Annotated in this window: 20 protein-coding genes and 2 tRNA genes; 6 read left to right on the top strand and 16 right to left on the bottom strand. The window is 39.8% G+C overall.

Annotation, left to right across the window (positions count from 1 at the left end; all coding sequences use genetic code 11):
- Nucleotides 1-56: 56 nt before the first annotated feature.
- The 7 genes from WH223_RS08880 to htpG form a co-directional block, all read right to left on the bottom strand.
- Nucleotides 57-410, bottom strand: coding sequence for an ISAon1 family transposase N-terminal region protein (locus WH223_RS08880; protein ID WP_340046147.1), 354 nt, complete (start codon nt 408-410; stop codon nt 57-59).
- Nucleotides 411-549: 139 nt separating this feature from the next.
- Nucleotides 550-623: transfer RNA gene (locus WH223_RS08875), tRNA-His, on the bottom strand.
- A gap of 443 nt (nt 624-1,066) precedes the next feature.
- Nucleotides 1,067-1,873, bottom strand: coding sequence for a GLPGLI family protein (locus WH223_RS08870; RefSeq protein WP_340047224.1), 807 nt, complete (start codon nt 1,871-1,873; stop codon nt 1,067-1,069).
- A 126-nt stretch (nt 1,874-1,999) separates the two neighbouring features.
- Entirely contained in the window at nt 2,000-2,209 is a 210-nt protein-coding gene (locus tag WH223_RS08865; RefSeq protein WP_340047223.1) for a hypothetical protein, read from the bottom strand.
- A gap of 517 nt (nt 2,210-2,726) precedes the next feature.
- Nucleotides 2,727-3,533 (bottom strand): GLPGLI family protein, encoded by an 807-nt coding sequence (locus WH223_RS08860; RefSeq protein WP_340047222.1) that lies wholly within the window; start codon nt 3,531-3,533, stop codon nt 2,727-2,729.
- Between the two features lie 437 nt (nt 3,534-3,970).
- Nucleotides 3,971-4,044: transfer RNA gene (locus tag WH223_RS08855), tRNA-His, on the bottom strand.
- A 117-nt stretch (nt 4,045-4,161) separates the two neighbouring features.
- Nucleotides 4,162-6,048 (bottom strand): molecular chaperone HtpG, encoded by a 1,887-nt coding sequence (htpG, locus tag WH223_RS08850; RefSeq protein ID WP_340047221.1) that lies wholly within the window; start codon nt 6,046-6,048, stop codon nt 4,162-4,164.
- A 210-nt stretch (nt 6,049-6,258) separates the two neighbouring features.
- Between htpG and WH223_RS08845 the strand changes: the two genes are divergently transcribed.
- Nucleotides 6,259-6,594, top strand: a complete 336-nt coding sequence (locus WH223_RS08845; protein ID WP_340047220.1) for a hypothetical protein — start codon at nt 6,259-6,261, stop codon at nt 6,592-6,594.
- 41 nt (nt 6,595-6,635) lie between these two features.
- Here the strand turns inward: WH223_RS08845 and WH223_RS08840 are convergent, their stop codons facing one another.
- The gene (locus tag WH223_RS08840) at nt 6,636-8,420 is read right to left on the bottom strand and encodes an ABC transporter ATP-binding protein (RefSeq protein ID WP_340047219.1); all 1,785 of its coding nucleotides are present in this window, start codon (nt 8,418-8,420) and stop codon (nt 6,636-6,638) included.
- 77 nt (nt 8,421-8,497) lie between these two features.
- On the bottom strand, nt 8,498-9,601 hold the full coding sequence (locus WH223_RS08835) for a lipase family protein (RefSeq protein ID WP_340047218.1): 1,104 nt from the start codon (nt 9,599-9,601) through the stop codon (nt 8,498-8,500).
- A 219-nt stretch (nt 9,602-9,820) separates the two neighbouring features.
- On the opposite strand from WH223_RS08835, the gene WH223_RS08830 reads away from it, so the two are divergent.
- The gene (locus WH223_RS08830) at nt 9,821-11,428 is read left to right on the top strand and encodes a DUF4139 domain-containing protein (protein WP_340047217.1); all 1,608 of its coding nucleotides are present in this window, start codon (nt 9,821-9,823) and stop codon (nt 11,426-11,428) included.
- Nucleotides 11,429-11,511: 83 nt separating this feature from the next.
- On the opposite strand, the gene WH223_RS08825 is transcribed toward WH223_RS08830, so the two are convergent.
- Nucleotides 11,512-12,141, bottom strand: coding sequence for a hypothetical protein (locus tag WH223_RS08825; protein WP_340047216.1), 630 nt, complete (start codon nt 12,139-12,141; stop codon nt 11,512-11,514).
- Nucleotides 12,142-12,316: 175 nt separating this feature from the next.
- On the opposite strand from WH223_RS08825, the gene WH223_RS08820 reads away from it, so the two are divergent.
- Both WH223_RS08820 and WH223_RS08815 read left to right on the top strand, forming a co-directional pair.
- Nucleotides 12,317-13,636 (top strand): type IX secretion system plug protein, encoded by a 1,320-nt coding sequence (locus WH223_RS08820; protein ID WP_340047215.1) that lies wholly within the window; start codon nt 12,317-12,319, stop codon nt 13,634-13,636.
- 8 nt (nt 13,637-13,644) lie between these two features.
- Entirely contained in the window at nt 13,645-15,069 is a 1,425-nt protein-coding gene (locus WH223_RS08815) for an amino acid permease (RefSeq protein ID WP_340047214.1), read from the top strand.
- A gap of 48 nt (nt 15,070-15,117) precedes the next feature.
- Here the strand turns inward: WH223_RS08815 and WH223_RS08810 are convergent, their stop codons facing one another.
- The 5 genes from WH223_RS08810 to WH223_RS08790 form a co-directional block, all read right to left on the bottom strand.
- The gene (locus tag WH223_RS08810; RefSeq protein WP_340047213.1) at nt 15,118-15,576 is read right to left on the bottom strand and encodes a hypothetical protein; all 459 of its coding nucleotides are present in this window, start codon (nt 15,574-15,576) and stop codon (nt 15,118-15,120) included.
- 89 nt (nt 15,577-15,665) lie between these two features.
- A complete protein-coding gene (locus WH223_RS08805; RefSeq protein WP_340047212.1) occupies nt 15,666-17,270 on the bottom strand; it encodes a SusD/RagB family nutrient-binding outer membrane lipoprotein in 1,605 nt (534 codons plus the stop codon).
- A gap of 11 nt (nt 17,271-17,281) precedes the next feature.
- Entirely contained in the window at nt 17,282-20,584 is a 3,303-nt protein-coding gene (locus tag WH223_RS08800) for a SusC/RagA family TonB-linked outer membrane protein (RefSeq protein WP_340047211.1), read from the bottom strand.
- A gap of 148 nt (nt 20,585-20,732) precedes the next feature.
- Complete coding sequence (locus WH223_RS08795; RefSeq protein WP_340047210.1) at nt 20,733-21,833, bottom strand: FecR family protein; 1,101 nt, start codon at nt 21,831-21,833, stop codon at nt 20,733-20,735.
- A 90-nt stretch (nt 21,834-21,923) separates the two neighbouring features.
- Nucleotides 21,924-22,481 carry an RNA polymerase sigma factor gene (locus WH223_RS08790; protein WP_340047209.1) on the bottom strand — a complete coding sequence of 186 codons (558 nt, stop codon included), beginning with the start codon at nt 22,479-22,481 and terminating at the stop codon, nt 21,924-21,926.
- 251 nt (nt 22,482-22,732) lie between these two features.
- On the opposite strand from WH223_RS08790, the gene rnhA reads away from it, so the two are divergent.
- Both rnhA and WH223_RS08780 read left to right on the top strand, forming a co-directional pair.
- On the top strand, nt 22,733-23,236 hold the full coding sequence (gene rnhA / locus WH223_RS08785) for a ribonuclease HI (protein ID WP_340047208.1): 504 nt from the start codon (nt 22,733-22,735) through the stop codon (nt 23,234-23,236).
- 21 nt (nt 23,237-23,257) lie between these two features.
- Nucleotides 23,258-24,169 (top strand): DMT family transporter, encoded by a 912-nt coding sequence (locus tag WH223_RS08780; protein WP_340047207.1) that lies wholly within the window; start codon nt 23,258-23,260, stop codon nt 24,167-24,169.
- Here the strand turns inward: WH223_RS08780 and WH223_RS08775 are convergent.
- Nucleotides 24,166-24,903 carry an SIMPL domain-containing protein gene (locus WH223_RS08775; protein ID WP_340047206.1) on the bottom strand — a complete coding sequence of 246 codons (738 nt, stop codon included), beginning with the start codon at nt 24,901-24,903 and terminating at the stop codon, nt 24,166-24,168. The genes WH223_RS08780 and WH223_RS08775 overlap by 4 nt on opposite strands.
- Between the last annotated feature and the right edge of the window lie 11 nt (nt 24,904-24,914).

The raw sequence follows: 24,914 nt of genomic DNA, 5'->3' as shown, positions 1-24,914 counted from the left end.
GCTGTTTTCCATCTAACTGGAAGAAAAGACCTAATAGATGAGCACTAATGGGATAATTATCCAAATATCCCCTTTAAAAAAAGCCCGAACTCTGTAGTCATTCGAGCCCCTTCACGCACCAAGTTCCAATCTCTAGTAATGATTTTCCCATCAGCTAGAACTGTCCAACGTCGGCGTTTAATATGAAGTGTAACTTTCTGAGTGCGAATAGGAAAATCCTTAATCTCAGCGGATGGCATAAAACCTTTTGATTCTAATTTAGCATTTTCATAACCTGAAGGGGCTATGTTCTTTTCATCGAGATAAATATGAAGTTCGTTGTCTTTTGAGACAACATCCATGATATCAAAATATTCTAATAGCCCTTCGGGCATCAATAAAGTCAGAAGTTTACGTTCAGCGTCTTGCAAAGTATATCTATTTAAAACGCTAAACTAACAATAATTAAATTTATCCCCCCAAGAATTCCGTATGATCCGCTATAAACACTATATAGTGCAATTTTTAGGCACAAAAAAAAGCCTCTCGAAAGAGAGGCTTTAAAATCTGGGTAAGTGATGGGGCTCGAACCCACGACCCTCGGTACCACAAACCGATGCTCTAACCAACTGAGCTACACCTACCGTGATGCTTAAAATCTAATGATAAATAGACCACTTTGATTTGCGACAAAGGTAAATCATTTTTCTTGAATAACAAAGTAAAAAATAACACAAAAGCTATCTAAAACCTTTAAGACACTGAAATTCAAAACAACAATTTTTAAATACAGCAGTTCAAAGCACAATAAAAGCAAAGAATCTGCCATCGTAAAGCTATTCATGCTCCCCTATTTGACGCTATCAAGAAACAAATATTCAGCATCAAATTGTTGGTGCAGTATATGCCAAAGTTGGTACTATCCAGTCTAATCTTTATAGCAAAGATGTTATAGAATACCTAACCTAGTAGTGATTATAAATGTACAGTACATGCTTTCGAGTCCAGTCTTAGCAGTCAGAACTTTCTGGACTCAATATCGACCCCTAAAATAGGCATATGCTTCAGCTATATGAGCCGATATAGATTAGTCATATTTCTCAATCCAGTTATTATCTTTTTTATAACCTTCTTCCGCTTTTTTCATTAGTTTGGCATTTCCAGTATCACCCACCATACCAAATTTCACACCCGAAGGCGTACTTTCATTTATCTGAACGACATTCTGCTTATGCTGTCTTCGCGTCTTAAAAAAATCTACCTTGGCCAATTGTGTAGGCGAAGGCAGGTAACTAAGGTCTATAGGCCGCGTCTTCTCCTGTTTTAGGCTAACGAGTGTAAAGAACCAGGTATTTGTAGCATCGTTCATATTGACGATAAGTCCAGGCAAACCACAAAACTTATAGGGTCCATCAGAAATAGGAACACGCTGCGTAAACCACGCATACCATATACGATTGCCAAAGGAAACCTCCGCCTTTTGGCATGGATAGCCTGCTATAGTTGCCGTATCGGGCAAAATCTGCCAATCTAAGGCATCCATTCTTTCTGTTACGGTATATATGCCCGTATTGAGCAAAAATTGCTCATAATGCACGATATCCTGTTTCTTAAAATCTTTAAGAATAATAAAGCCATGCTGGGAAACACCAAAAAATCGAGAGCCATCGAGATTGAAATAACGAATAGAATCTATCATTTCCTTCTTTTGGGTAATAAAAAGAGAGTTCTCCCCATGAATTAAAAGACGCGCTCGCTCTTCCAGAAATTCCGTAGAGGCCGTATCTTTAAGAAACTTAATCGTGTAGGTAATATCAAAACCTTGTTTGTCTTGCGCATAGACTGTCTGAAAAAAGAAGCACAGCACAGCCATAAAAATTACATTTTTTCTCATATGTAGAAGTTATAAATAAACCCTTAACAATAGAGCTTACTTACTCTATTGTTAAGGGTTAAAATTCTTCGGTTCTTATAGAGATTCAAAGAATATCAGGGATAATACTTTTAAAAATAAAACGACCTAACTACAGCCAAATAAATCTATATTATGTTCAGCGGCGACTTCAAAACATTCAGATGCACTTCTTGCTGTACAAGTATAGGAAGTCCCGTCAGCTCCTGTACAATGAAAATCTTGGAATTCACCATTGTTCCCTCCCATAACATTCTTCAACTCACTTCTTGACAATACGGTTGATGATTCAACACTTTTTAAAGTTAACTTTCTCATAAGTTTTAGTTTTTAATTAAAAAATAATACATGGTTAATTAATAATATTAATTGCTAAAAAAGGTATATTTATCATAAATAAACATAACCAAACAAAGCACTTAAATAAAATTTATTCACTAATATATATAAAAGAAAACAAAAATCATTATTTTTTTTCTTTTAACGAATAAAAAAAAACCTCAAACATTAACCTATCGTTAATGTTTGAGGTTTTTTTTATTCCCCACATGCTCGATGTTTTATATTTTAAGACTATATATGACATTCTATAATTTATTCTTTAACAGACAACCGAATTAGCAAGTTAACTTATATTGACTTTTAGACATACTGATTAAAAAATCACTTTTTAGCACATCATTTATCTTTTCAGCAACGGCATTTTGATTACATTTTCAGATTTATTTTTTTAGCGAAAGGTACCGATTATAGTTGATACAAATAAATATGGGTAGATAACTCAATATCGACCCCTAAAATAGGCATATGCTTCAGCTACATGAGCCGATATAGATTAGTCATATTTCTCAATCCAGTTATTATCTTTTTTATAACCTTCTTCCGCTTTTTTCATTAGTTTGGCATTTCCAGTATCACCGACCATACCAAATTTCACACCCGAAGGCGTACTTTCATTTATCTGAACGACATTCTTCTTATGCTGTCTTCGCGTCTTAAAAAAATCTACCTTAGCCAATTGTGTAGGCGAAGGCAGGTAACTAAGGTCTATAGGCCGCGTCTTCTCCTGTTTTAGGCTAAGGAGTGTAAAGAACCAGGTATTTGTAGCATCGTTCATATTGACGATAAGTCCAGGCAAACCACAAAACTTATAGGGTCCATCAGAAATAGGAACACGCTGCGTAAACCACGCATACCATATACGATTGCCAAAGGAAACCTCCGCCTTTTGGCATGGATAGCCTGCTATAGTTGCCGTATCGGGCAAAATCTGCCAATCTAAGGCGTCCATTCTTTCTGTTACGGTATATATGCCCGTATTGAGCAAAAATTGCTCATAATGCACGATATCTTGTTTCTTAAAATCTTTAAGAATAATAAAGCCATGCTGGGAAACACCAAAAAATCGAGAGCCATCGAGATTGAAATAACGAATAGAATCTATCATTTCCTTCTTTTGGGTAATAAAAAGAGAACGCTCTCCATGAATTAAAAGACGCGCTCGCTCTTCCAGAAATTCCGTAGAGGCCGTATCTTTAAGAAACTTAATCGTGTAGGTAATATCAAAACCTTGTTTGTCTTGCGCATAGACTGTCTGAAAAAAGAAGCACAGCACAGCCATAAAAATTACATTTTTTCTCATTCTAAGTATGTATTGGTTGGTTAATCGATATATAAACCTAAACAGTAGGTATATAAAGGCTTATACATCTATAACGTAAATATAAACGATTAGTTTTAGAATAAAAACAGGTAAAAGAGAGGGGAAGTGCAGGTAATCTTTAAACAGTGCAACATAGAGGAGCACAGAACTGTAAACGGAGGAAGTTTACCTAGTTTGAAAAAGCCAAAATCTCGACTTTCTATTTACCAAACATTTTCCCTAGTGCCCCACCAACATTATAGCCCAAATAATAAATGGCTACAATCAAGATGAACGCCAAGATTAATGTCACTATGTTTTTGTTGTTAAACTTTTTCATGAGCTGTTTAGATTTGTACTTTCCGGTTTATTTAACAATTATATCCCCTTTTTAGGGTATAAAAAAAGCCTCTCAAAAAGAGAGGCTTTATAATCTGGGTAAGTAATGGGGCTCGAACCCACGACCCCTAGAACCACAATCTAGTGCTCTAACCAACTGAGCTACACCTACCAGGATTTTGATGTCACAAAAGTAGCAGAATTAGGAATATCCTCCAAATATTTTAAAACAAAAAACCCTCATTAGTTTGTATCCTAATGAGGGTTAGCTATTTATTTTTTTAAATACTTAGATCAATTCAACGCTACGCTTAACGAAAGCCGTTAAATCGGCCCCTGTTAGCAATCCACGGGATAAAAGAGCTAAATCGAAGGCTTGTTTTGCCAACTGAGAACCTTCTTCTTCGCCACTTTCAAGGATACGTTTCACCAATGGGTGGTTACCATTTACCGTCACTTTATATTGATCAGGAATCGTACCGTAGAAGCCCATACCGCCACCTGTTTTCGCCATATCTTTCATACGACGCATAAACTCGTCAATAGTAACAGAAACTGGTAATGCATCAGCATCTAAAGCCTCCACTTCCACTTTCATATCGGCACGCGCTATTGCTTTATCAAAGATACCTGAAGTCTTCGTTACCTCTTCTTCAGAAAGCTGCAATTCCGTCTTCTCATCCTTTGGAATTAATTTATCAACCACATCAGCATCTACACGCTTCGCTTGGATCTTCTCGCCTCCTTTTTGCTCTACATAAGCAGCAAAGTGCGTATCCAATTGACCATCCAACACCAAGATATCATATCCTTTGGCCGTCACAGCCGATATAAAGCCATCTTGCTGTGCTAAATCATTGGTATATAAGTAAACGATGTTGCCATCTTTATCGACCTGAAGATCTTTAACTTTCTCGTAGTATTCTTTGAATGTATAGCTCTCTCCTTTTGCATTTTTCAACAAACAGAAGTCATTAGCTTTCTCTGCAAATTTCTCATCGCTCAACATACCATACTTGATAAACAAGCTGATATCATCCCATTTCGCTTCGAAGCTCTTACGGTCTGCTTTAAAAATCTCATTCAACTTATCAGCGACTTTCTTCGTGATGTAGTTGTTAATTTTCTTCACATTGCTATCTGCCTGTAAGAATGAGCGTGATACGTTCAATGGAATATCTGGTGAGTCAATAACCCCTTGCAATAACATTAAGAACTCAGGCACGATATCTTTCACCTCCTCGGTGATAAATACCTGACGGGAGTACAACTGAATTTTATTACGTTGAATTTCCATCTCTGTTTTCACTTTCGGGAAGTAAAGGATCCCCGTTAAGTTAAATGGATAGTCAACATTTAGGTGGATCCAAAATAAAGGCTCGTCCATAGAATATGGATATAGCTCACGGTAGAAAGCCAAGTAGTCTTCATCTTTCAACTCGCTCGGTGCCTTCGTCCATGCTGGATTGGTGTTATTGATAAAATTATCAACCTCTACAGATTTGGATTTAGGTTTACCTTCTTCATCTTCGCCATCTGGCTCTGTAGTTGTTTTCGTACCAAAACGTACTGGAATAGGAAGGAAACGTGCATATTTATTTAAGATTTCTCCTAAACGAGCTTCCGCTAAAAACTCTAAAGACTCCTCGTTAACGTGCAAAATAACATCTGTGCCGCGCGTAGTACGTGTACCTTCAGAAATTTCGTATGACGTGCTACCGTCACAAGTCCAGTGTGCAGCTACGGCACCATCTTGGAAAGATAATGAATCAATTTCTACGCGGTCTGCCACCATAAAAGCAGAGTAGAAACCTAAACCAAAGCGACCGATGATTTCATTAGCATCATTAGCCTCTTTAAATTTCTCCATAAACTCTGTTGCGCCAGAGAAAGCAATCTGATTGATATATTTTTTAATCTCCTCAGCCGTCATACCAATACCACGGTCGGAAATAGTGATAGTCTTTGCTTCTGCATCAAACTTAACATCAACAACTAAGTCGCCAAGCTCACCTTGAAACTGACCTAAAGAAGATAATCTTTTGATTTTTTGTGACGCATCAACCGCATTGGACACTAACTCACGTAAGAAAATCTCATTATCGGAGTATAAAAACTTCTTAATAACCGGAAAAATATTCTCGGTGTGGATCGAGATGCTACCTTTTTCTTGCATATATAAATTTATTTTTTTCTTGTTTAATAGATAGGTATACACAAGGAATATTCCAATTTTACTTTTTAAGACAACATGACAGTTAGGAGCTAAGGAAGGAGCACATTATGTCAAAAACAAGTAAAACGGGCTGTTCAAAAGTCAGCCTTGTTTATTTTTTCAAAACCAATAGCCCTACTCTTTGTTATTTATATAGAGAGGACACACATTATGATAAGAACAGAAAAAACATTAGTAGAAGTATTAGAAACACTTCGTAAAAGAGGTTATACGGAAGATTTTAATTTATTAAAAATCAGAAGAGAGGCTAATCCAGCAGAGAACGACTCGCTCCTCATTAGCGACCTATGTATCGATAAGACCTATCGCTTTTCGGAACAAAATGATGTCGGTGATGAAGCTATTCTCTACGCTATGCACAACCACCGCGATGGAACGAAGGGTGTATTCGTAAATGGTTATGGCGTTTCTGCCGATGCTGCCTCCCATGAGATTATTATGGAGATTGAAGTCAATGAAGATGACGAAGACGACTGGACATTCTAGTCGACAACCACCCTACGACAACAAAATCGCTTTAAAAAGCTTTAATTATCTTTCATCGATTCGGTGATCTTATGAATATTTAGGCTATTAGCCATCGCACTGAAGATTTTATGGTAGGTACCCTGCCTATCATAAAGTTCTTCATGTGTACCATCTTCCACAACAGTCCCTTTTTCCATCACGATAATATGCTCTGAATCGATAATCTGCGATATGCTGTGCGATACCGTGATTACCGTACGTCCCACCTTGATGGCATCCAAACTTTGCTTAATTTGTTCTGTAGCTATAGCATCCAGATTGGCCGTAGGCTCATCTAAAAAGATAATCGGTGGGTTCTTGAGAAACATACGCGCAATAGCGATACGCTGCTGCTGTCCTCCCGATAGGAGGTGCGCCTCGGCATCATAGCCCTGCTCCAAATCCATTATTTGCTCATGAATAGAAGCCTTCTTGGCCGCCTCAACAACCTCATCAATGGAAGCCTCTACCTTTCCATAACGAATATTATCGGCAATGCTTCCTTTAAAAATATGATTGCGCTGTAGCACTAAACCAATATTCATACGTAGAAATTCGGTATCGTAATCTCGCAGGTCAATACCATCCAGTCGTATCTGCCCTAGTGTCGGTTCATAAAATTTATCCAGCAAGTTGATGACGGTACTCTTCCCTGCGCCTGAAAGCCCCACCAAAGCGGTATGCTGATTGGGTTGAATACGCATATTGACAGACTTCAATGCTTTATGCCCATTGGGATAGTTAAAGCTCAATCCTTCAATTTCAAAAAGACCCGTTATCTTCTCCGGTTTATAGCCACCTGTTTGCTCACGCTGACCGTCATCCTCTAGCACCTCAAAGAAGCTTTCTGAGTAGATTAAAGCATCGTTCACCTCATCATAGATGCGATGTAGCTGCCGTATAGGTGCCGACACATTATTGAACAACATGATATGAAACATAATAGCGCCCAATGACATTTGTCCCTTCAGCACAAAATAAGCCGTCAGGATAATCACGATGACAATACCTATCTGCTCAATAAAGCTTTTGATACTATCAAACAGGAAACTCGTCTTACGTGTCGCCATCTGGTTTTCGGTCATATCATACTGAATCTGCTGATGACGCTCGGCTTCTAGGTCTTCACGTACAAAAGATTTAATGACCGTTATAGAATCTATTAAATTGATAAGTTGATTGCTTTTATTTTCACGATAGCTTCGCATACTGCGGCGAAAACCAGAGAGACGCTGTGCCTGCATTTGTGCGATATAGAAATAGATAGGAATAATCAATAAGCCCACCAAGCCTACATATACATTCGCAATAAACATACAGACTAGCGCCACCAAAGCATTCGCAAAAAGGGGCATCATATCGATAAAGAAATTCTGCACTAACCGTGTCAAGCTGCTGATACCAGCATCAATCCGTGTCTGCAATTTTCCAGATTCATTGCGCACAGAAGTGAAAAAGGCCATCCGATAGGTAAGGATGCGCTCTACAACCATCTGCGAAAAGTCGCGCGCCATCATAATCCGTAGCTTCTCTCCATAAAATTTCTGCCCAAATTGAACCGCAGTATACACCACCTCTTTCCCCATCAAGACCGCAGCGATAACCCCGAGCAGGTAGAAACCTTCCGATAAGGGCTTCTTGTCCACCAGCAAGGTGCTTATGGTGTCGACGGTATACTTCAATATAAACGCATTTATCTGCGCCGCAAAAGAACCCACCAAGGTGAGCAATAACGTATATACAATTAAATTTTTATAAGGCTTCGTGAAAGGAAGCATCTTTTTAAACAGGGCTGAAATCGTCATATCTTTACCTTGTAGTCTATGCGGATGTGCTTTTCTTTAAAATCTGTAACAATCTCTTCCCTCCTCTTGTTTTCTTTCTACTTATCCAAATAATGATTTATCAAGTAATAATAAGGAGGAATCGAATGATGCAGCATCATATCTAGCTTTTCGCCCGCTTTAAACTTCTCGTAATAGTTAGCATCTGGATAAAGCACAATAGGAATCCCAGTACGCACATAGTTGTTAGAAGGCGCATATTTAGGCTCCACAAATTCGGGCAAGTATTTCTTCACTTCTTTTACCATGCCTTTCCCTAAATACTTTTGATAGGTAGCGACTGTTTTTTCGGACGGCTTCTTCGCTTTTTTAATCATAATCTTACCAAAGAAACGCTTAAAGAAACTTTGCTTAGCAATAATCCCTTCAACCAGCGGCACCGGACTTACAGCAGGAAAATCACCTACAGTCTGCACCGAAAAAGGAACCTGAGGCACCCAGTCTTCCGTATTGGACACATGAAAAGCCCATCCTCCTTGCGTCATTTTCTCATACGCGTAAGCGAATTCTAAATTACCGGGTTTTGGCGGTGCGCTACAATAGGTTTTAAAACGAATATCTTTAGGCAGGCGTCCTTCTTTTTGCAGGCTGTGGAAATAAGCTGTAAGGAGGTAACTGATACCACCACCTTGGCTATGGCCGGTGATGATTATATCGCGAATACCGGCTTTGTAGCAAGAGTCTATCTTAGGTAGCATATCGCGCGACAGAAAGGCCGTACTAATCAGGTAGCCAACATGCACCGCAGCTTTAGGGTCGCTAGTAAGCTGGTAACTAAAAGTAAAATCGTTAGCGATATGCAATTCGCCTTGTGCAGGCACCATAGCGGCATATAGGTTGGCAAACCAGCTTTTAGACTCCCCTGTTGTACCACGGGTACAGAGCACCGCAGTATGCTGATCTTTCATCCACAGCTCCCATAGGTTGGCTAGGCCCATCTCTTTACTACGATATTGAAGTTTAGACTCTGGTGCGGGAATGGTTTTCGCCTTGGCGGCGGATTCAGAAGAGGCGGTGATAAGCTTTAGCAACTCCGTATATTCTTTGGTGTCAAAGCCTGGCTGTAATTCCTGTGCAAGCAAAAATGAACTACTTAATCCATAAAAACAGGTAAATAAAAGCAGATAGCAAATACGCTTCATTGTCGTCATATTTTATTATGTATAAACCTTTTAGTTAAGGAAACAATTAACTTTATAAGGGTACAACAAGTTAGTGAATTACTTTATTTTTTTCGATTAAAAAGAAAGCAATTAATCTTTTACGCAAAAAAGACGTCTATTACCCTATACACACCCTTTGAATGCGTTATACGCTAAAAAGGAAGGTGTATGTATAACAGTAAATTTAAGCAAGGCTTTATGATAAAAAACATCTTAGTATTATCCAGCGGAATCTTATTGTCCAACCTGCTTTATGCGCAGAAATCCATTGTCGCAAAAGCTGACCTGCAAGAAGTAACAGTCTTTTCTAGAGCAGCAGAATTAAACCATCGCGCTAAGGTGACGTTGCCATCGGGAACGAGCGAAATCGTTTTTACCCATGTAGCTAACAACCTCGATCAGAATAGCATTCAGATTGGTGCAGGGCCAAACGTTACCGTTCTTTCCGTACGCCCAGCAACCAACTATCTGGAGACAGATAGCAAAACGACCGAGTACTTACAAGCGGAGCGTGTTTATAAAAAGGCACAAGCTGACCTTAAGGCTTTAGAAAATGAAAAAGCTACAGAAGAGAGCATGCTGAAATTGCTCGAAGAAAATCAACGCGTAGCGCGTGAAAATTCAGGCAGTACGGTAGCTGAATTGATTAAGATGACCGAGTATTACAAACCAAAATACTTAGCTACAAAAAATACCATCACCAGTTTGGATGAAAAAATTTCTGACCAACAAGCACAGGTGAACAAAGCACAGGTACAATTTAATGAGGTAAAAGGACAGAACTCTGCTGCTGGCGGACAGCTTTTGGTGCAGGTGCTTGCCAACCAAGCGGGAAATCAAGATTTCCAAATTAGCTATACAACGGCCAACGCGGGCTGGACTGCAGCCTACGACTTGCGTGCTCAAGATACCAAAAGCCCACTACAGATTGTCTATAAAGCGAATGTCAACCAATCGACGGGGGTAGACTGGGAAAAAGTGAAACTTAGACTTTCGACAAGCAACCCTTCTGCGGCAGGTATAGCGCCAACGGTGCAGCCGTGGCATCTTTATTATTACCAGCCGAATACAAGTGCTGGATATGGCGAGTTAAATGAAGTAGTGATGGTACGAGGCATCTCAACCAACAAAGATATGGCCGCTAGCCCTACTGTTAAAAGAGCAGCTTTAAACAATTTTGTACAGCAAAATGAAAATCAGCTGAGTGCTACTTTTGATATTGATATTCCCTATAGCGTAGCTTCTAATGGTAGAGCTCACAGCGTTAGCCTGAAAGAGTTTAGCCAAGCGGCAAACTATGAATATTTTGTAGCACCACGTCAAGATCAAGATGTATTCTTAGTGGCGGAGTTAACGGACTATGAGTCGCTAAATCTTATCCCAGGACAGGCAAATGTATTTCTAGAGAATATGCTGGTTGGAAAGACTTACATCAATCCAAATGAAGCTACAGACACTTTAAAGCTAAGCCTAGGCCGCGATAAAATGATAGCCGTGAAGCGTGAAAAGTTAAATGATCTTTCACAAACGAAAACATTGGGAAGTAGCAAAAGACAAACATTAGCTTACGAAATAAGCATTAAGAACAATAAGAAAACAGCCGTTGAAATAACTGTTAAAGAGCAATATCCATTGAGTACGGATAAATCTTTAGAGGTTAATCTAGATGAAACATCTGGCGCCTCCATCGACAAAGAAACGGGTATCTTAACATGGAAAGTAAAAGTACCTGCAGGATCTACACAAAAGCTGAAATTTGGATATACCTTGAAGTATCCAAAGGATAAACAGGTTAACGTTTATTAAATAGCAATTTTTCAAAAAAAGCCTCCAAAGAATGATAAACTTTGGAGGCTTTTTTTCTTATTTAATAGAAAAGAAACAACGTATTAACGCAACAATCCCGCCGCTCGCGCCTCTTTGTTAAGCTGGGCGATATCTTCTGGAATCTGATCGTAGGCTAGCCATGACATAGCTATTCTATTGTTGATTGCCAAGGCACGCAAGCGAGGGTGCTCATCATAATGATTCCGCAGCTCATTTAGTCCATCTTCAAATTCAATAGCAAAATCTTCATGCAAAGTGTTGATGAGCATCAATATCTTGAACGTACGCACAACGATATACATGTCCAAACGATAAGCGAGGTTTGCATTTGCATTAAGTATTTGCGCCCTGCACTCTCGCAAGGTGATATTCAGCATCAACAAATTAAGACTAGCCTCACCAAATTTATCCTTCGTGACTTTTACATGCTCTGTAATGCTTTTACTCATCGTGCGCAGCGCTAACAAAATCTGCTTGGCCGTGCTACGACTATGACTACAGGTAGCCACTTGTGCTTCTAGGTAGTCTTCCATCTCCTCTCTTCGCTCCTCTACCGTATCTTCACTCACCAATTCAAAATACAAACGCTTAGCTAGAATCATGTCTTTTCTCAACAGCCTTAATAGCAGTTTATCCTTCTCTTTTGCAGGCAAAAGAGCTATTGCATTCTTATATTCCGTATCAAACACCATAGACTATTATTCAAATTCTTAATTTATTTATTAAGCGTAGGCCAAAATAAGCAATCATTTCCTAAAGTATACCTTCAGCACTTAAATTCATCGCCAAGCTTACCCTACAGGGCATAAAACAAAATAATCACCACAAAAAGACAATTGATTAAGGGGTTTTATTATTTTTACATTTATGAAGATGTACCACTTGCTGAAGCCGGCTTGTTTCCTTGCGCTTATGTGTATGGTGACAATTGCCTTTGGACAGAAGAAAAAGAAGGAGAAAAAGACCTTCGAGCGCTCTCCACGTCAGGAGTTGGTTTATGCAAACAAGAGCTACCTACCTGCCATTAAAACCGTTCAATTCTACCCTTCGGGCAAAGAAAGCAGACTTCCTGTTTATGCGCTGGGCAGTGCCGACCAGCTATTACTATCATTCGATGACCTACGTGCTGATGTGCGCAACTACTACATCAGTATTGAGCACTGCAATATGGACTGGACACCTAGTCGTACCTCTGTTTTGGACTACGTGCAAGGTTTTAATGAAGACCGTATCGACAAGTTTACGGCACCAATGGGGACCTTGCAAACCTATACAAACTATACCATATCCTTCCCTACGGAAAATATAAAGCCAAAATTGGCCGGCAACTACCTGTTAAAAGTGTATGAAGATGCCGATAAAGATCGATTAGTACTGACGCAGCGTTTCTATGTAATGAACAATTTGGTGAACGTCAGTAGCACCATTCAACAGTCAACACAAGTGGCTTTGCGGATGCAGAATCAAAAGATGAATGTGACCCTAAAAACAGGGCTAACGATCAACAATCCGCAGCGCGACCTGAATGTTGTCGTGAAGCAGAACCAGCGTCCTGACTACCAAATGCAGCTGCAAACACCTAGCTTTGTAGCGGCCAATGAGTTCCGCTATAACAACCCCGAAACGCTAGACTTTAAAGGTAATAACGAATTTCGCTATATCGATATCCGTAGCTTCCGTTTTGCCTCTGATGGGGTAAGCAGTGTTACGATTGATTCTATCGCACATATTACAGCACAAATAGACGAGGATAAAACAGGACAGACCTATGGCGGTACGTTTGATGAAAATGGCCGTTTCTATATCCGTAATCGCGACCATGAAGAGCAACAAAATATGGGCGACTATGCGGAAGTAACCTTCTCGCTAAAGACGGAACCTACAATAAATGGAAAAATCTATATCGTTGGAGGCTTCAACGATTATGCGCGTAGCCCCGAAAATCAGCTAAGCTACAATACCGACCTCGGTTTGTGGCAAGTGAAGCTTAAGCTTAAGCAAGGACTCTACGACTACGACTACGTCCTAGAAGACACGAATGGTAAAGTACAAACCGACCGTTTCTCGGGCAGCCATTTCCAAACAGGAAATGACTATCAAATACTAATCTATAACCGCCGTATGGGCACCTATTGGGATGAACTTGTCGGATTCTCAGAAACAAGCATACATAATAAGCATAACTAAATATCACCTTGGAAAATTCTTCAGAAAACAAAAAGCTTAAACGTGGTTTGAGCAATAGACATATTCAATTAATTGCATTGGGCGGTGCCATTGGTACCGGTTTATTTTTGGGCATTGGAAAGGCGGCTGTACTCGCTGGTCCATCTGTTATCTTGGGCTATGCCATCGCGGGAATCATCGCCTTTTTCATCATGCGTCAGCTAGGAGAAATGGTCGTCCATGAACCCGTATCTGGAAGCTTCAGCTTCTTCTCCAATAAATATTGGGGTCCTTTTGCGGGTTATGCTTCGGGATGGAACTACTGGGTTTTATACCTCTTGGTGAGTATGGCGGAGCTTACGGCTATAGGTCATTATGTTCACTTTTGGTGGCCAGAAATCCCGCTATGGGTATCGAGTTTATTTTTCTTTGTTATTATTAATGCACTCAACCTAGCTTCTGTAAAAGTATACGGTGAAACCGAATTTTGGTTTTCCATTATTAAAGTCGTGGCCATTATCGCCATGATTATCTTTGGTGGCTACCTCCTTATAAGCGGTAGTGCTGGTGAACAAGCGACCGTACAAAACTTAGTAAACGATGGGGGCTTCTTTCCGAAAGGATGGCTCAATTTTGCGGAAGATGGATCCTACCAAGGATTGCTAGCAGCCTTAGTGATGATTATGTTCTCCTTCGGCGGATTAGAACTCGTTGGTATCACGGCTGCGGAAGCAGAAAACCCAGAGAAAAATATCCCTAAAGCAACTAACCAGGTGTTGTGGCGCATTTTGATTTTCTATATTGGCTCTTTGGTAATTTTATTCTCATTGATGCCTTGGCGTCATATTACGCAGGATACAAGCCCTTTTGTGGAAGTTTTCGCGAGTCTTAAAGGTTTACAATTTGAAGCCTTTGGTCAAACCTATTTCTTTACCAATATCATTGCTAACGTTCTTAACGTTATCGTTTTGACAGCTGCACTATCGGTATACAACAGCTGTGTGTATAGCAATTCGCGTATGCTTTATGGATTGGCTGAACAGGGCAATGCTCCTAAATTCTTAACGAGGCTAAACAAAAACTATTCGCCTGTTAATGCTATTTTGGTATCCGCAGCCTTAGTTGCTATCTGTATTTTAATTAATAAAATCATACCCGAGAAAGCATTAGAAATATTAATGAGCTTGGTTGTTTCTTCTTTAGTTATCAACTGGATTATGATATGCTTCACCCATTTGTTCTTCAAGAAAAAGACACAAGAGAAAGGTGAAAAATCTATATTTCCATCCATTTTCTTCCCGTGGAGCAACTACATCAGTTTGCTGTTTCTCTTCGGTGTGTTGGTGATGATGTGGTTTACAGGATTGAAAATATCCGTTGAACTTATCCCTATTTGGTTAGTCATTCTTTACATCAGCTATTTGATTGTTCAGAAAAGAAAACAGTCTAAATAAATAATAAAGGCCATTCGATGAATGGCCTTTATTATTTAGCTTTAGTGACTAATCTATTTTCAGATACTTCTCTATGATAAACTGCTTAACCCCTAGCTCCGGCAATTCTTCTACTCCTTCCTGAATCAAAGTATCGCCTTGCTGCTTTAAGGTAAAATGAAAAGTCTTACCCTCCCATTCACGGAAATTACAGAAATCTAAATGCTCTACATAGACGTCACCAGTTAGGTTGTAACGTCCTGCGCCACTGACAAACAAGGCTGTACTATCTTTTCCTTGTGTGCGGTCATGATTAAAGAATGAGAAACGTGTAGCGTTAAACATTTTGATCATCTCCACTTTGCTCGTATCTTGCTTTTGATACAAAGTGTCATTACCTTTTATAGTGGTACTTTCAAGCAAACGGTAGGTACCTTGTAAGGTTTGTGGTGTTGATTTATTTTCGGTCGCTACACAAGACCAAAATAACAGTAAGCAGACGAAAGCTGCACATAAATAACGAATCATAAGAAGAGTTTAAATAGGTTGAAAAAAAACAAACCCGCTTAGAAGCCTATACGCCTCCAAGCAGGTTCATTAAGTAAAATTATACATTTTTATTTATCCCACCAAACACGTCCCGACAGCAAATCACCACCCGGCACAGCGGCTGACGCTTGCTTATAGAACTCACCATTTACAGCAGCTTCACTAACTGGATACGGAAAACGTCTCGGAATAGTGCCATTTGTCGCATTCCCTGGATAAACAACAGGTGTCAACGTTGGATACCCTGTACGCTTCCAATTAGACCATGTTTCGTAAAAATCCAACAAAGTAATGGTATGTGCCCAATATTGATAATTAATTTGCTTCAAAGCCTCAGCCGGTTTAAATGGATTAGCCGCCAAATAGGTCGCCACATCAGCATCAGACACATTTAAAGCGTCGGAATACTGACCAAGGTTGGTCAATGCGCCTTTTATCGCATTGTTATAGTGATCTTGAGCCGAACCACCAATCCCCCAACGTACAGCAGCTTCCGCTAATAAAAACTCTGTTTCCGCATACGTCAAAATAAACGTAGGACCATCACGTGTAATCATCGCTGGATGTGGAGACGAGTAGTCTAGAAAACTTGTGTAGGAAGGGTCGCTAGAAATAGCATACAGCGGATTTGTACCTAAATCCTTACCATTAGGCATTCCTTTCTGTACAGCAGGCGTAGCATTGAAATCAGGATTTTGACCTTTTTCATCTTTCGCAGCATCAGTAAGCCATAACTTCGTTACCGCCACTTTACCCAAACGTGGATCGTTGGTTGTTTTCAAGAAATTAATAAAGGTATTCGACCATTTAACATAGTAGTTTTCCTGACCTCCATCGCCCAACAACACTTGGCTATTCCGGTTTTGAGTTACTCTTGCTCCAGAACGGTCATGCTTAACTATGGCATTATCAGCATTAGATGCCAATGTTTTACCAATAGCCTTTTGTGCGTATTCCTTCGCTTTTGCATCATCCACTTTCACCAAGCGCATCGCTAACCGCAGCATAAAAGAATTGGCAAACATCTTCCACTTCGCAATATCACCTTTATAAATGACATCGCCTTTTATAACATCGCCTGTTGTAGTCAATGCTGCCGATGCCTCATCTACCTCTTTCAACAACGAGTTGTAGATATCCTGTTGCTTATCATATTTAACACGAAATATCTTTTCATAGTAGCCCAATCCAGCTTCTGAATAAGGAACATCTCCATATAAATCGGTCAAACGCGCAAAAATAACAGCCTTCCAAATACGGGCAGCATTATGCAAATTCGCATAATGAGGGAGTCCTTTTGTTGACTCCACTACATCTACAATAAAACGTACCTGCTCAATATAGGCTCCTACAGCTGTAGTTCCCCAATAAGCCGTCGTATAATCTTGATTCAAGATATACTTATCGCCTGCCCAATAGCTGATAACGGTGGACAAACCTTGCATCATCGTTCCCGAATAAATTAAGTTACCACGCCATGTATCATAGGCAAAATCGGTACTTCCCGTATAATTTAGTTGCGCACTAGTAAATACAAAATTGGGATCAAACTCCTTCGCCGGAGAAGTCAACGGATTTGTATTAATATCAACAAAATCTTTCGTGCATCCGGATGTTGCTAGCAAAGCGCCCAAACAGAAAGATGTTATAGTAAGTTTATTTATTTTTCTCATGGTTACAATCTTTAGAATTTTACACTTAGGTTAGCTCCGAAAGTACGCACAGCAGGTACCCCACCGAGCTCCAAACCAGGCACTGTCGCATTGTAGCTGGATTCAGGATCCACATTTTGCGTCTTTTTCATCAGCACCAATAAGTTTCTTCCTACCAAACTAACATTTAGGGATTTCACTTTATTATTAAACATATTAACAGGGAAGTTGTAACCGATAACAACCTGTCTAAGCTTTATAAAATCGGAACTTTGAACGAATCTATGCGATGTATTATTAGCTACGTTAGTATAATACGTTGCAGCTGTACGTCCCAGTTCTTCGCGTCTTTCCAAGGTTTCTTTATGCAAACCTGAGATGTAACCGTAGTAATCTGTTGCTGTAAACATCTTTCCACCAAATTTACCATCAATTAAGAATGACAAGTTTAGGTTTTTATAGCTGAATTCGTTATTCCATCCTGCAAACCATTTATTGACACTTGAACCGTAAGTTTTTAGGTCGCCACGCGCTGGAGAACCATCAGCAAGGTAAACGATTTCACCTTTATCATCATACTTATAATCAAAGGCTGCTACTTGAAACATCGGTTTGTTGACTTCACTCATTAGGAAACCAACGCCCGAACGTGAAGTACCGTGCAACTGCTCTCCCGACATACCGTTGGCCAACGACAAGAGCTTGTTAACATTATAACTCGCATTAAAAGAAGAGAACCATTTAAAGTTTTCGTGTTTAACAATAGCGCCAGAAATAAGTAACTCGACACCTCTATTTTGAATCTCTCCAGCATTTAAAATTGCACCCGCATAACCTGTGGATGAAGGAGTCAAAATACTAGATATTTCATTTTTCGATTTTTTGCTATACCAAGTAAAATCAATGTTCAATCGGTCGTTGAACATACGTAACTCCGTACCAATCTCCAACTCTCGCGCCGATGATGCTATAAGGCCAGAATTAGGTACATCCATATTGTAGATGTTTCCCAATGGCTTGCCATTTAAGCTTTCACTACGTAGCAGATAGCCTAAAGCTGTTTGATAAGGACTCGTCGCTTGTCCGACTTTAGCGAAACCAGCACGTAGCTTACCGAAATTCAACCAAGAAGGCTTCACATATTCCGAGAAAACAAATGAAGTACTCACAGCAGGATAAACGGTATTCAACTTATTATCAAAACCTGGCGTTGCTAAAGTAGAAAACCAGTCCGAACGCAAACTACCATTCAAATACAACACATCTTTATAAGCAAACTCTACCGTTCCATATAAAGACTGTGTTTCTGAGCGCTCCTTACCCATAAGTAAAGATTTGTTTACGGCATTTAAGATATCGTATTTTCCAAATAAAGCAAAGTCAGTACCTTGATTCGTAATAACCGAACTTTCTAAATGGCGATAACTAGCACCGATATTTGGCGTAATAGCATAATCACCAAAACTGAATGTTTTACCTACTAAACCATCGACATTGATATCCGTAAATTTTGAATTTTGATCTGCAATTTTACCATTAGGGTAGTAGCCCGTTCCGGAAGGTAAAACGTGTAAGTAATTATCTGTATACCCATCTCTTCCCGCTCTACCTTGGAAAAACAAGCCGTTATCAAAAGTATAGCGTGCAGTAATCGACGAGATATTACGATCACGCTTGGTATTATTTTGAAACTCGTAAGCTGCAAACCAAGGGTTCGTAGCAAACACATTTCCGCTATTGTAAAGTATTTCGTTTCCTTCAGCATCTTTCCACGGATTCAAGGTGTTTACATTAAGCGAAGTTGGCAGAAACATCACGTTATAATTGGAGTTACCTGCCCCATCAGAAACCATAGGTCTATTTTTCACAGACTCTAATATTTGGTTCATGCGTCCATCAATTTTCAGTCCTTTAAAAGGTTCGAACGTACCTACCAAAGCAAATGATTGGCGCTTCAAGCCTGAATTTGGGACTACCGACTTATTATTTACATCGGTTGCCGATAAACGAATAGAGCCCCCATCAAACGTTTTATTCAAGGCGATGCTATTTGTCCATGTATTTCCAGAACGATAGAAACGACCAAGATTCCCCTTTTGCGCGGAATAAGGACGTGCTACACCATCAAACTGTACAACATCAGAACCATCAAGCTTAGCTCCCCAACTAGAACCTCCAACCTGAGCTGCGGCAAGCGCTGTTAATGGTTTTTCACCATTCGCCCCTTGTCCATAAGTCGTTTGCCAATCCGTTTGATCGATAATACGCTCACCAACAAAATTGCTACTGAAATCAATGGAGTTACCTTTTCCCGATTTTGTCGTAATCAAGATAACACCCGCTTTTGCGCGTGATCCGTAAAGAGCCGATGCTGCAGCACCTTTCAAAACGGAAACACTCTCAATATCATCCGGATTGATGTTACTTATAGCATCACCTAAATCGGGCGCATTATCCCACTGACTACCTGAATTACCTCTGGAGTTTAAATTACCTTGACCTACAGGCTTACTCTCAATAGGAACACCATTGATAACATACAAGGGTTGATTCGTCTGACTTAAACTAGATACACCACGAATCATAACATTTGTAGCAGACCCCGCTCCACCTGAAGTGCCTGTAATATCTAAACCTGCAACTTTACCAACAAGAGAGTTCATCACGTTATTTTCGCGTGCCTGTGTCAGCGTCTCTCCTTGTACTTGTGTAACAGAATATCCTAAAGAACGTTTTTCTTTGGCAACGCCTAAAGCGGTAACAACGACCTCATTTAGCATATGCAAATCTTCCGTCAAAGCAATACGCATCTCCCCTTTACTCGTTGCTTCAACTTCTTGCATAATATAACCCGCAAAAGAAGCAACCAGGATATTACCTGAAACAGCATCTATTGCAAAACGACCATTGATATCTGTTGCCTTCGCTACTTGTGTTCCTTTTAGTCGAACTGTAGCGCCAGCTAAAGGATTTCCTTTAGCATCTACAACGACACCACGCACTTGTAGCTGTTGCTGTTCGGAAACAACAACAAGACCTTCATTAGATACAGAATATTGTAATCCCGTTTTATGAAATAAACGAGGAAGTAGATCCACAATTTTTGCGTTTTCTACATTTAAGCTAAGTTCTTTATTTAAGTTTTCATTGGTTGCGCTATAAACAAAGTAAAAATCACTTTTTTCTTCAATTAATTTAAGAATCTTACTCAACTTGGTTTTTTGTACATCCAAGGAGATTTTCTGTTGCGAATAGGCGTTTGCCATCACATTGGTGAGTGCAAAGGCCATCATAATCAAGGTTAGTTTCATCCGAATAATGAATCTAAAGTGCATACGATAAAGTAAATGCACTTGCATGAAGCCATTTTTAATCATATTTTAGTGTTTGGTTAAGTTTATAATTCGGCAGTCCAGGTTTAGCGAGTTGGATACTGCCTTTATCAAATCTGATCTTGGGATGGTGTTCGAGCACCATCCTTTTTTATTTTTCGTAAATAGTTATTTTTCTTCCATATCTCTCATATTTAAAGGGTTGAACTTTCTGCAAAGCATTTAATACCTGCTCTATACTTTCTTTACTAAAGGTTGCCGTAAATCTATAGTGTTGAATTTTACTCCCATCCAGCTCGATATCAACGTCATACCAACGCTCGAGAATACGCTTTAAAGAGGCGAAATCTTGATCTACTAGTGCTAGTCGATTCTCTTTCCATGCAATATCTGGGGTTAATTCTTCCTCTTTATGCTCGGCGACATCTTGAATAGCAATTTCTTTAAGGGCAATTTTTACGGTTTGTTTTTTTCCAAGGTCGACTTTAGGCTTATCTTCAACGGCTTGTCTGTAGATCGTTACCTTTTGGTTAGGTTTCACAATGATAGAGTTCTCATTTTCACCTTTACTTTTCATCTCAATAACCCCCTCAACCAATAAAGCCTCAGACAACAACTCATCAGGGTAAGACTTCACGTTAAAGCTGGTACCAAGCACGCGAATATCAAAATCGTTGGTATGCAAGAAAAAAGGCTTGCTTTTATCTTTAGCGACCTCAAAAAAAGCCTCTCCCACCAAGTTTACGTGACGGTCTACATCATTGAAAGCATCCTCCACCTCTAGTCGGGAATCAGAATTTAAGACCACACGGGTACCATCAAGCAATTCAAATTCCTTTTTTTCGCCTTTTTTCGTTTGGTAGGTTATTATGTTGGTAGACATCAAGCGCTCTTCTTGCACGGGCTCTCCCTGTCTTTGTGTATACCATAGGTAGCCAAATCCAATAAGCGTACAGGCAGCGGCAACTTGAAAAATACGAGGCCAACGGATGGTAAGTTTATCTTTACGCACTTGTTCTTCTTCGGCAATACGACCTTTTAACGAAGTAAGTTGTTGCTGCATGGGCTTTTTATGCCCCGCTAGGATATGGTATAGGCGTTTCGCGCGTTGCATTGTTTCCTGACGATCAGGATGAGCCATGGCATAATTCTCCCAGTAGCGCACACACTGTTCATTGGACTCCGCACAATATGCTTGAAAGGTATTGTCGATTAGGAAATCTTCAACATCCTTATAATCTTTTAGATTCATTATTTTGGTCTTTACTCTATAGTGTCGTAAAAACTCAAAATTGCCTATGTATTTTTTAAACTATTTCACAAGATACTGAATAACAGATGATTAAAATTCATTTAATTCTTCCCGCAAAATCTTAAGGGCATCATACAGCGTATTATAAGCAGTCTTAACTGTTACCTGTGCAACCTCTGCAATCTGCTCATAACTAAGCCCTTCAAAAAACTTTAAGTGTATCAATTGTTTCTGTCGGAAGGTAAGCTTTTGTAAAGCTTCTTTCAGGCGTAGCTGTATAATCTCATTGGTTTGCACGCGAATAATAAAATCCTCATAAGGCATCTCCATCCAGTCATCCTCCGCCTTCACATGCTCCAGCGCTACGTTAATCTTTTGCTGTTTATCTAAAAGTCTTAATATTTTTCGTTTTAGAAAGGTCATTAAATAGGAAGAAACATTTTCAACACGATCGAGCTTATCTCTTTTCTCCCAAATGGTGACAAATACTTGGTCGGTAGCCTCACCAGCTACATCAACATTACCACAGGTACGTATACCAAAGTTCACCAAATCCTTATAAAGGGCGGCGTAAAGATCAAAAAAGGCGTTTTCATCCCCTTCTCTAATCCTTTCCCAGAGCAATCGGTATCCAAGTTTACCTTTCATAAAGCGAGTTCAAAGGATGAAATGAATTGGTTTATCGTGTGGAGGCTAAGATGTCTATTTTTTTAGATAATTTCAAATAAAGAAACCTTTTTTAACCATTATTTTTCTCAACAAATGCGAAAGAGACAGGAAGCATCTCTTTTAAATTCATAAGAACAGGCTTTCTACGCAAAGTTATATATTGCTATAGGCAAACTAGCAAATACGCTTAAAACCTTCTTTATCTCGGGATATTCTGTATTTTTGAATCAATGATTGAATTATACACGGACGGCGCTTCTAGCGGAAACCCTGGCCCTGGAGGCTATGGAACCATATTAAGAACGATTTACCAAGGGACAAACCCGCTTTATCAGGGTAAACTAATCGAAAAAGAATTTTCTGGTGGTTTTCGAAGAACAACAAATAACCGCATGGAGCTTCTAGCGGTTATTATCGGTCTTGAGGCGTTAAAAACAATCAACCAACAGGTTACCATATTTTCAGACTCTAAATATGTTATCGACGCCATTGATAAAAGATGGGTACACGGGTGGATGCAGAAAGGATTTCAAGGAAAAAAAAATAAAGACTTATGGATTCGCCTTATGGCGCTACACAAATTACACAAGGTAAAACTAGTATGGGTAAAAGGTCATGCTGGCCATCCGCTCAATGAGCGCTGTGATCAACTAGCCGTAAAAGCATCAAAAGATAAAGCTACTTGGAAAATTGATAGCGTCTACGAAATGGAAGAATCTAAAGGTTTTATATAAACCCTCCCGCTAAACGGAAAGATGAAAATAAAGAATAAAGCAATCTTACTGGGTGTCTTATCGGCCTTCTTTTTTGCCGCTACTTTTGTCCTCAACCGCTCTATGTCCGACGCTGGAGGCTCATGGATATGGTCGGCTTCTTTCCGTTATTACTGGATGACACTATTACTCTTACCTATCGTGTGGGTACGTGGTGAGCTTCCTGGATTATGGCAGGCGATGCGCGCCAATATAGGAAATTGGGTTCTGTGGAGCACAATTGGCTTTGGTCTTTTTTATGCAGGTATCACCTATGCCGGATCCTTTGCTCCAGCATGGCTCGTGGCAGGCACTTGGCAGCTTACGCTGATTGCCGGTATTGCCATTGCTCCTTTACTAGAGAAAAAAGCAGCTCCTATTCCTAGAAAAACGTGGCTATTCTCTGCTATTATTCTGCTAGGTATAGTGCTCCTTCAAATTCCAGAAGCCAAGGCTCTTTCCTTAGCGGTTTTATTAAGCGCTACGATTCCGCTGCTTATCGCCGCTTTCGCATATCCTTTAGGGAATAGAAAAATGATGCTGTTAACAAAGGGGGAGCTAAGCACGCTACAACGCTTGTTTGGGATGACGATAGCCAGTCTTCCTTTTTGGATTATACTCAGTGTATATGGTTTCTTGGAACATCCAGCCCCACAAGGGAGCCTACTTCTTCAAACATTTACTGTAGCTTTATTTTCAGGTGTAATTGCCACGTGGTTATTTTTCAAAGCTACCGAGCTGGTGCGTCATGATCCCAAAGGACTTGCTGCCGTGGAGGCTACGCAGTCTACTGAAGTGCTCTTTGCCTTAGCTGCCGAGATCTTATTTTTGCATGCAGCTATCCCGAGTAGTCTTTCACTTATCGGAATAGCTGTCGTCATCCTGGGGATGATCCTGCATAGTCTTAAATCTTAATCAGCCAAATAGCTAGTCTTCACGGTGATATTCGCTGTTTTATGACGAGAAGTGGTATTGAAAGCACCTCCGTAAGAATATTCTTCATTATCATTCTGCCCTGTAATTTGGAAAACGCCCAAATCAGCTTTCAATAAGGAACCTAATGATGAGCCCGCATCTTTAGCAATATTGCCGGCGCGCTGTTTCGCATTAGAAGAAGCTTGTGAGATAAGCTCCAATTTTAAATCTTCCAGCTTCGAATAATAATAGCTTGGCGCATCAGAACTCAACTCTACCCCTTGCGAAATCAAGGTAGAAATCTCACGTGATGCATTGTCGACTTTGTCTAACTCTTTAGATTCAATACTCACAGACTGCGATAAGTTATACCCCGTAAATGTACTCGAGCTATTACCACCAGCATCGGTATGATAAGCAAACTCTCTATTAATGCTCACTGCATTAAAAAGTATTTCCTTAGGATTGATTCCTTGCTGCTCCAAAAAACGCTTCACAAGCTCACGATTTTGCTTCAATTCTTCCGAAGCGTCACTTAAATCCATCGACTTTTTGCTGTACGAAGCAGACCACTTCACAATATCAGCTTCAAAGTCTTTTTTCGCATTTCCCGTTACATTGATTGCATTGTTGACTTTGTACTTAAACTTATAAGCATTCCCTACAATCAATCCGAAAATAATAATCGATAAGCCTACCAGAGCTGCAACAATTACGTTACGATTTGTTTCCATCTTATATATCC

This window comes from Sphingobacterium sp. MYb382, from assembly GCF_037572665.1.
Taxonomy (GTDB): domain Bacteria; phylum Bacteroidota; class Bacteroidia; order Sphingobacteriales; family Sphingobacteriaceae; genus Sphingobacterium.
The sequence above is the reverse complement of the archived record's forward strand: the minus strand, read 5'-3'. Positions and strand labels throughout refer to the sequence as shown.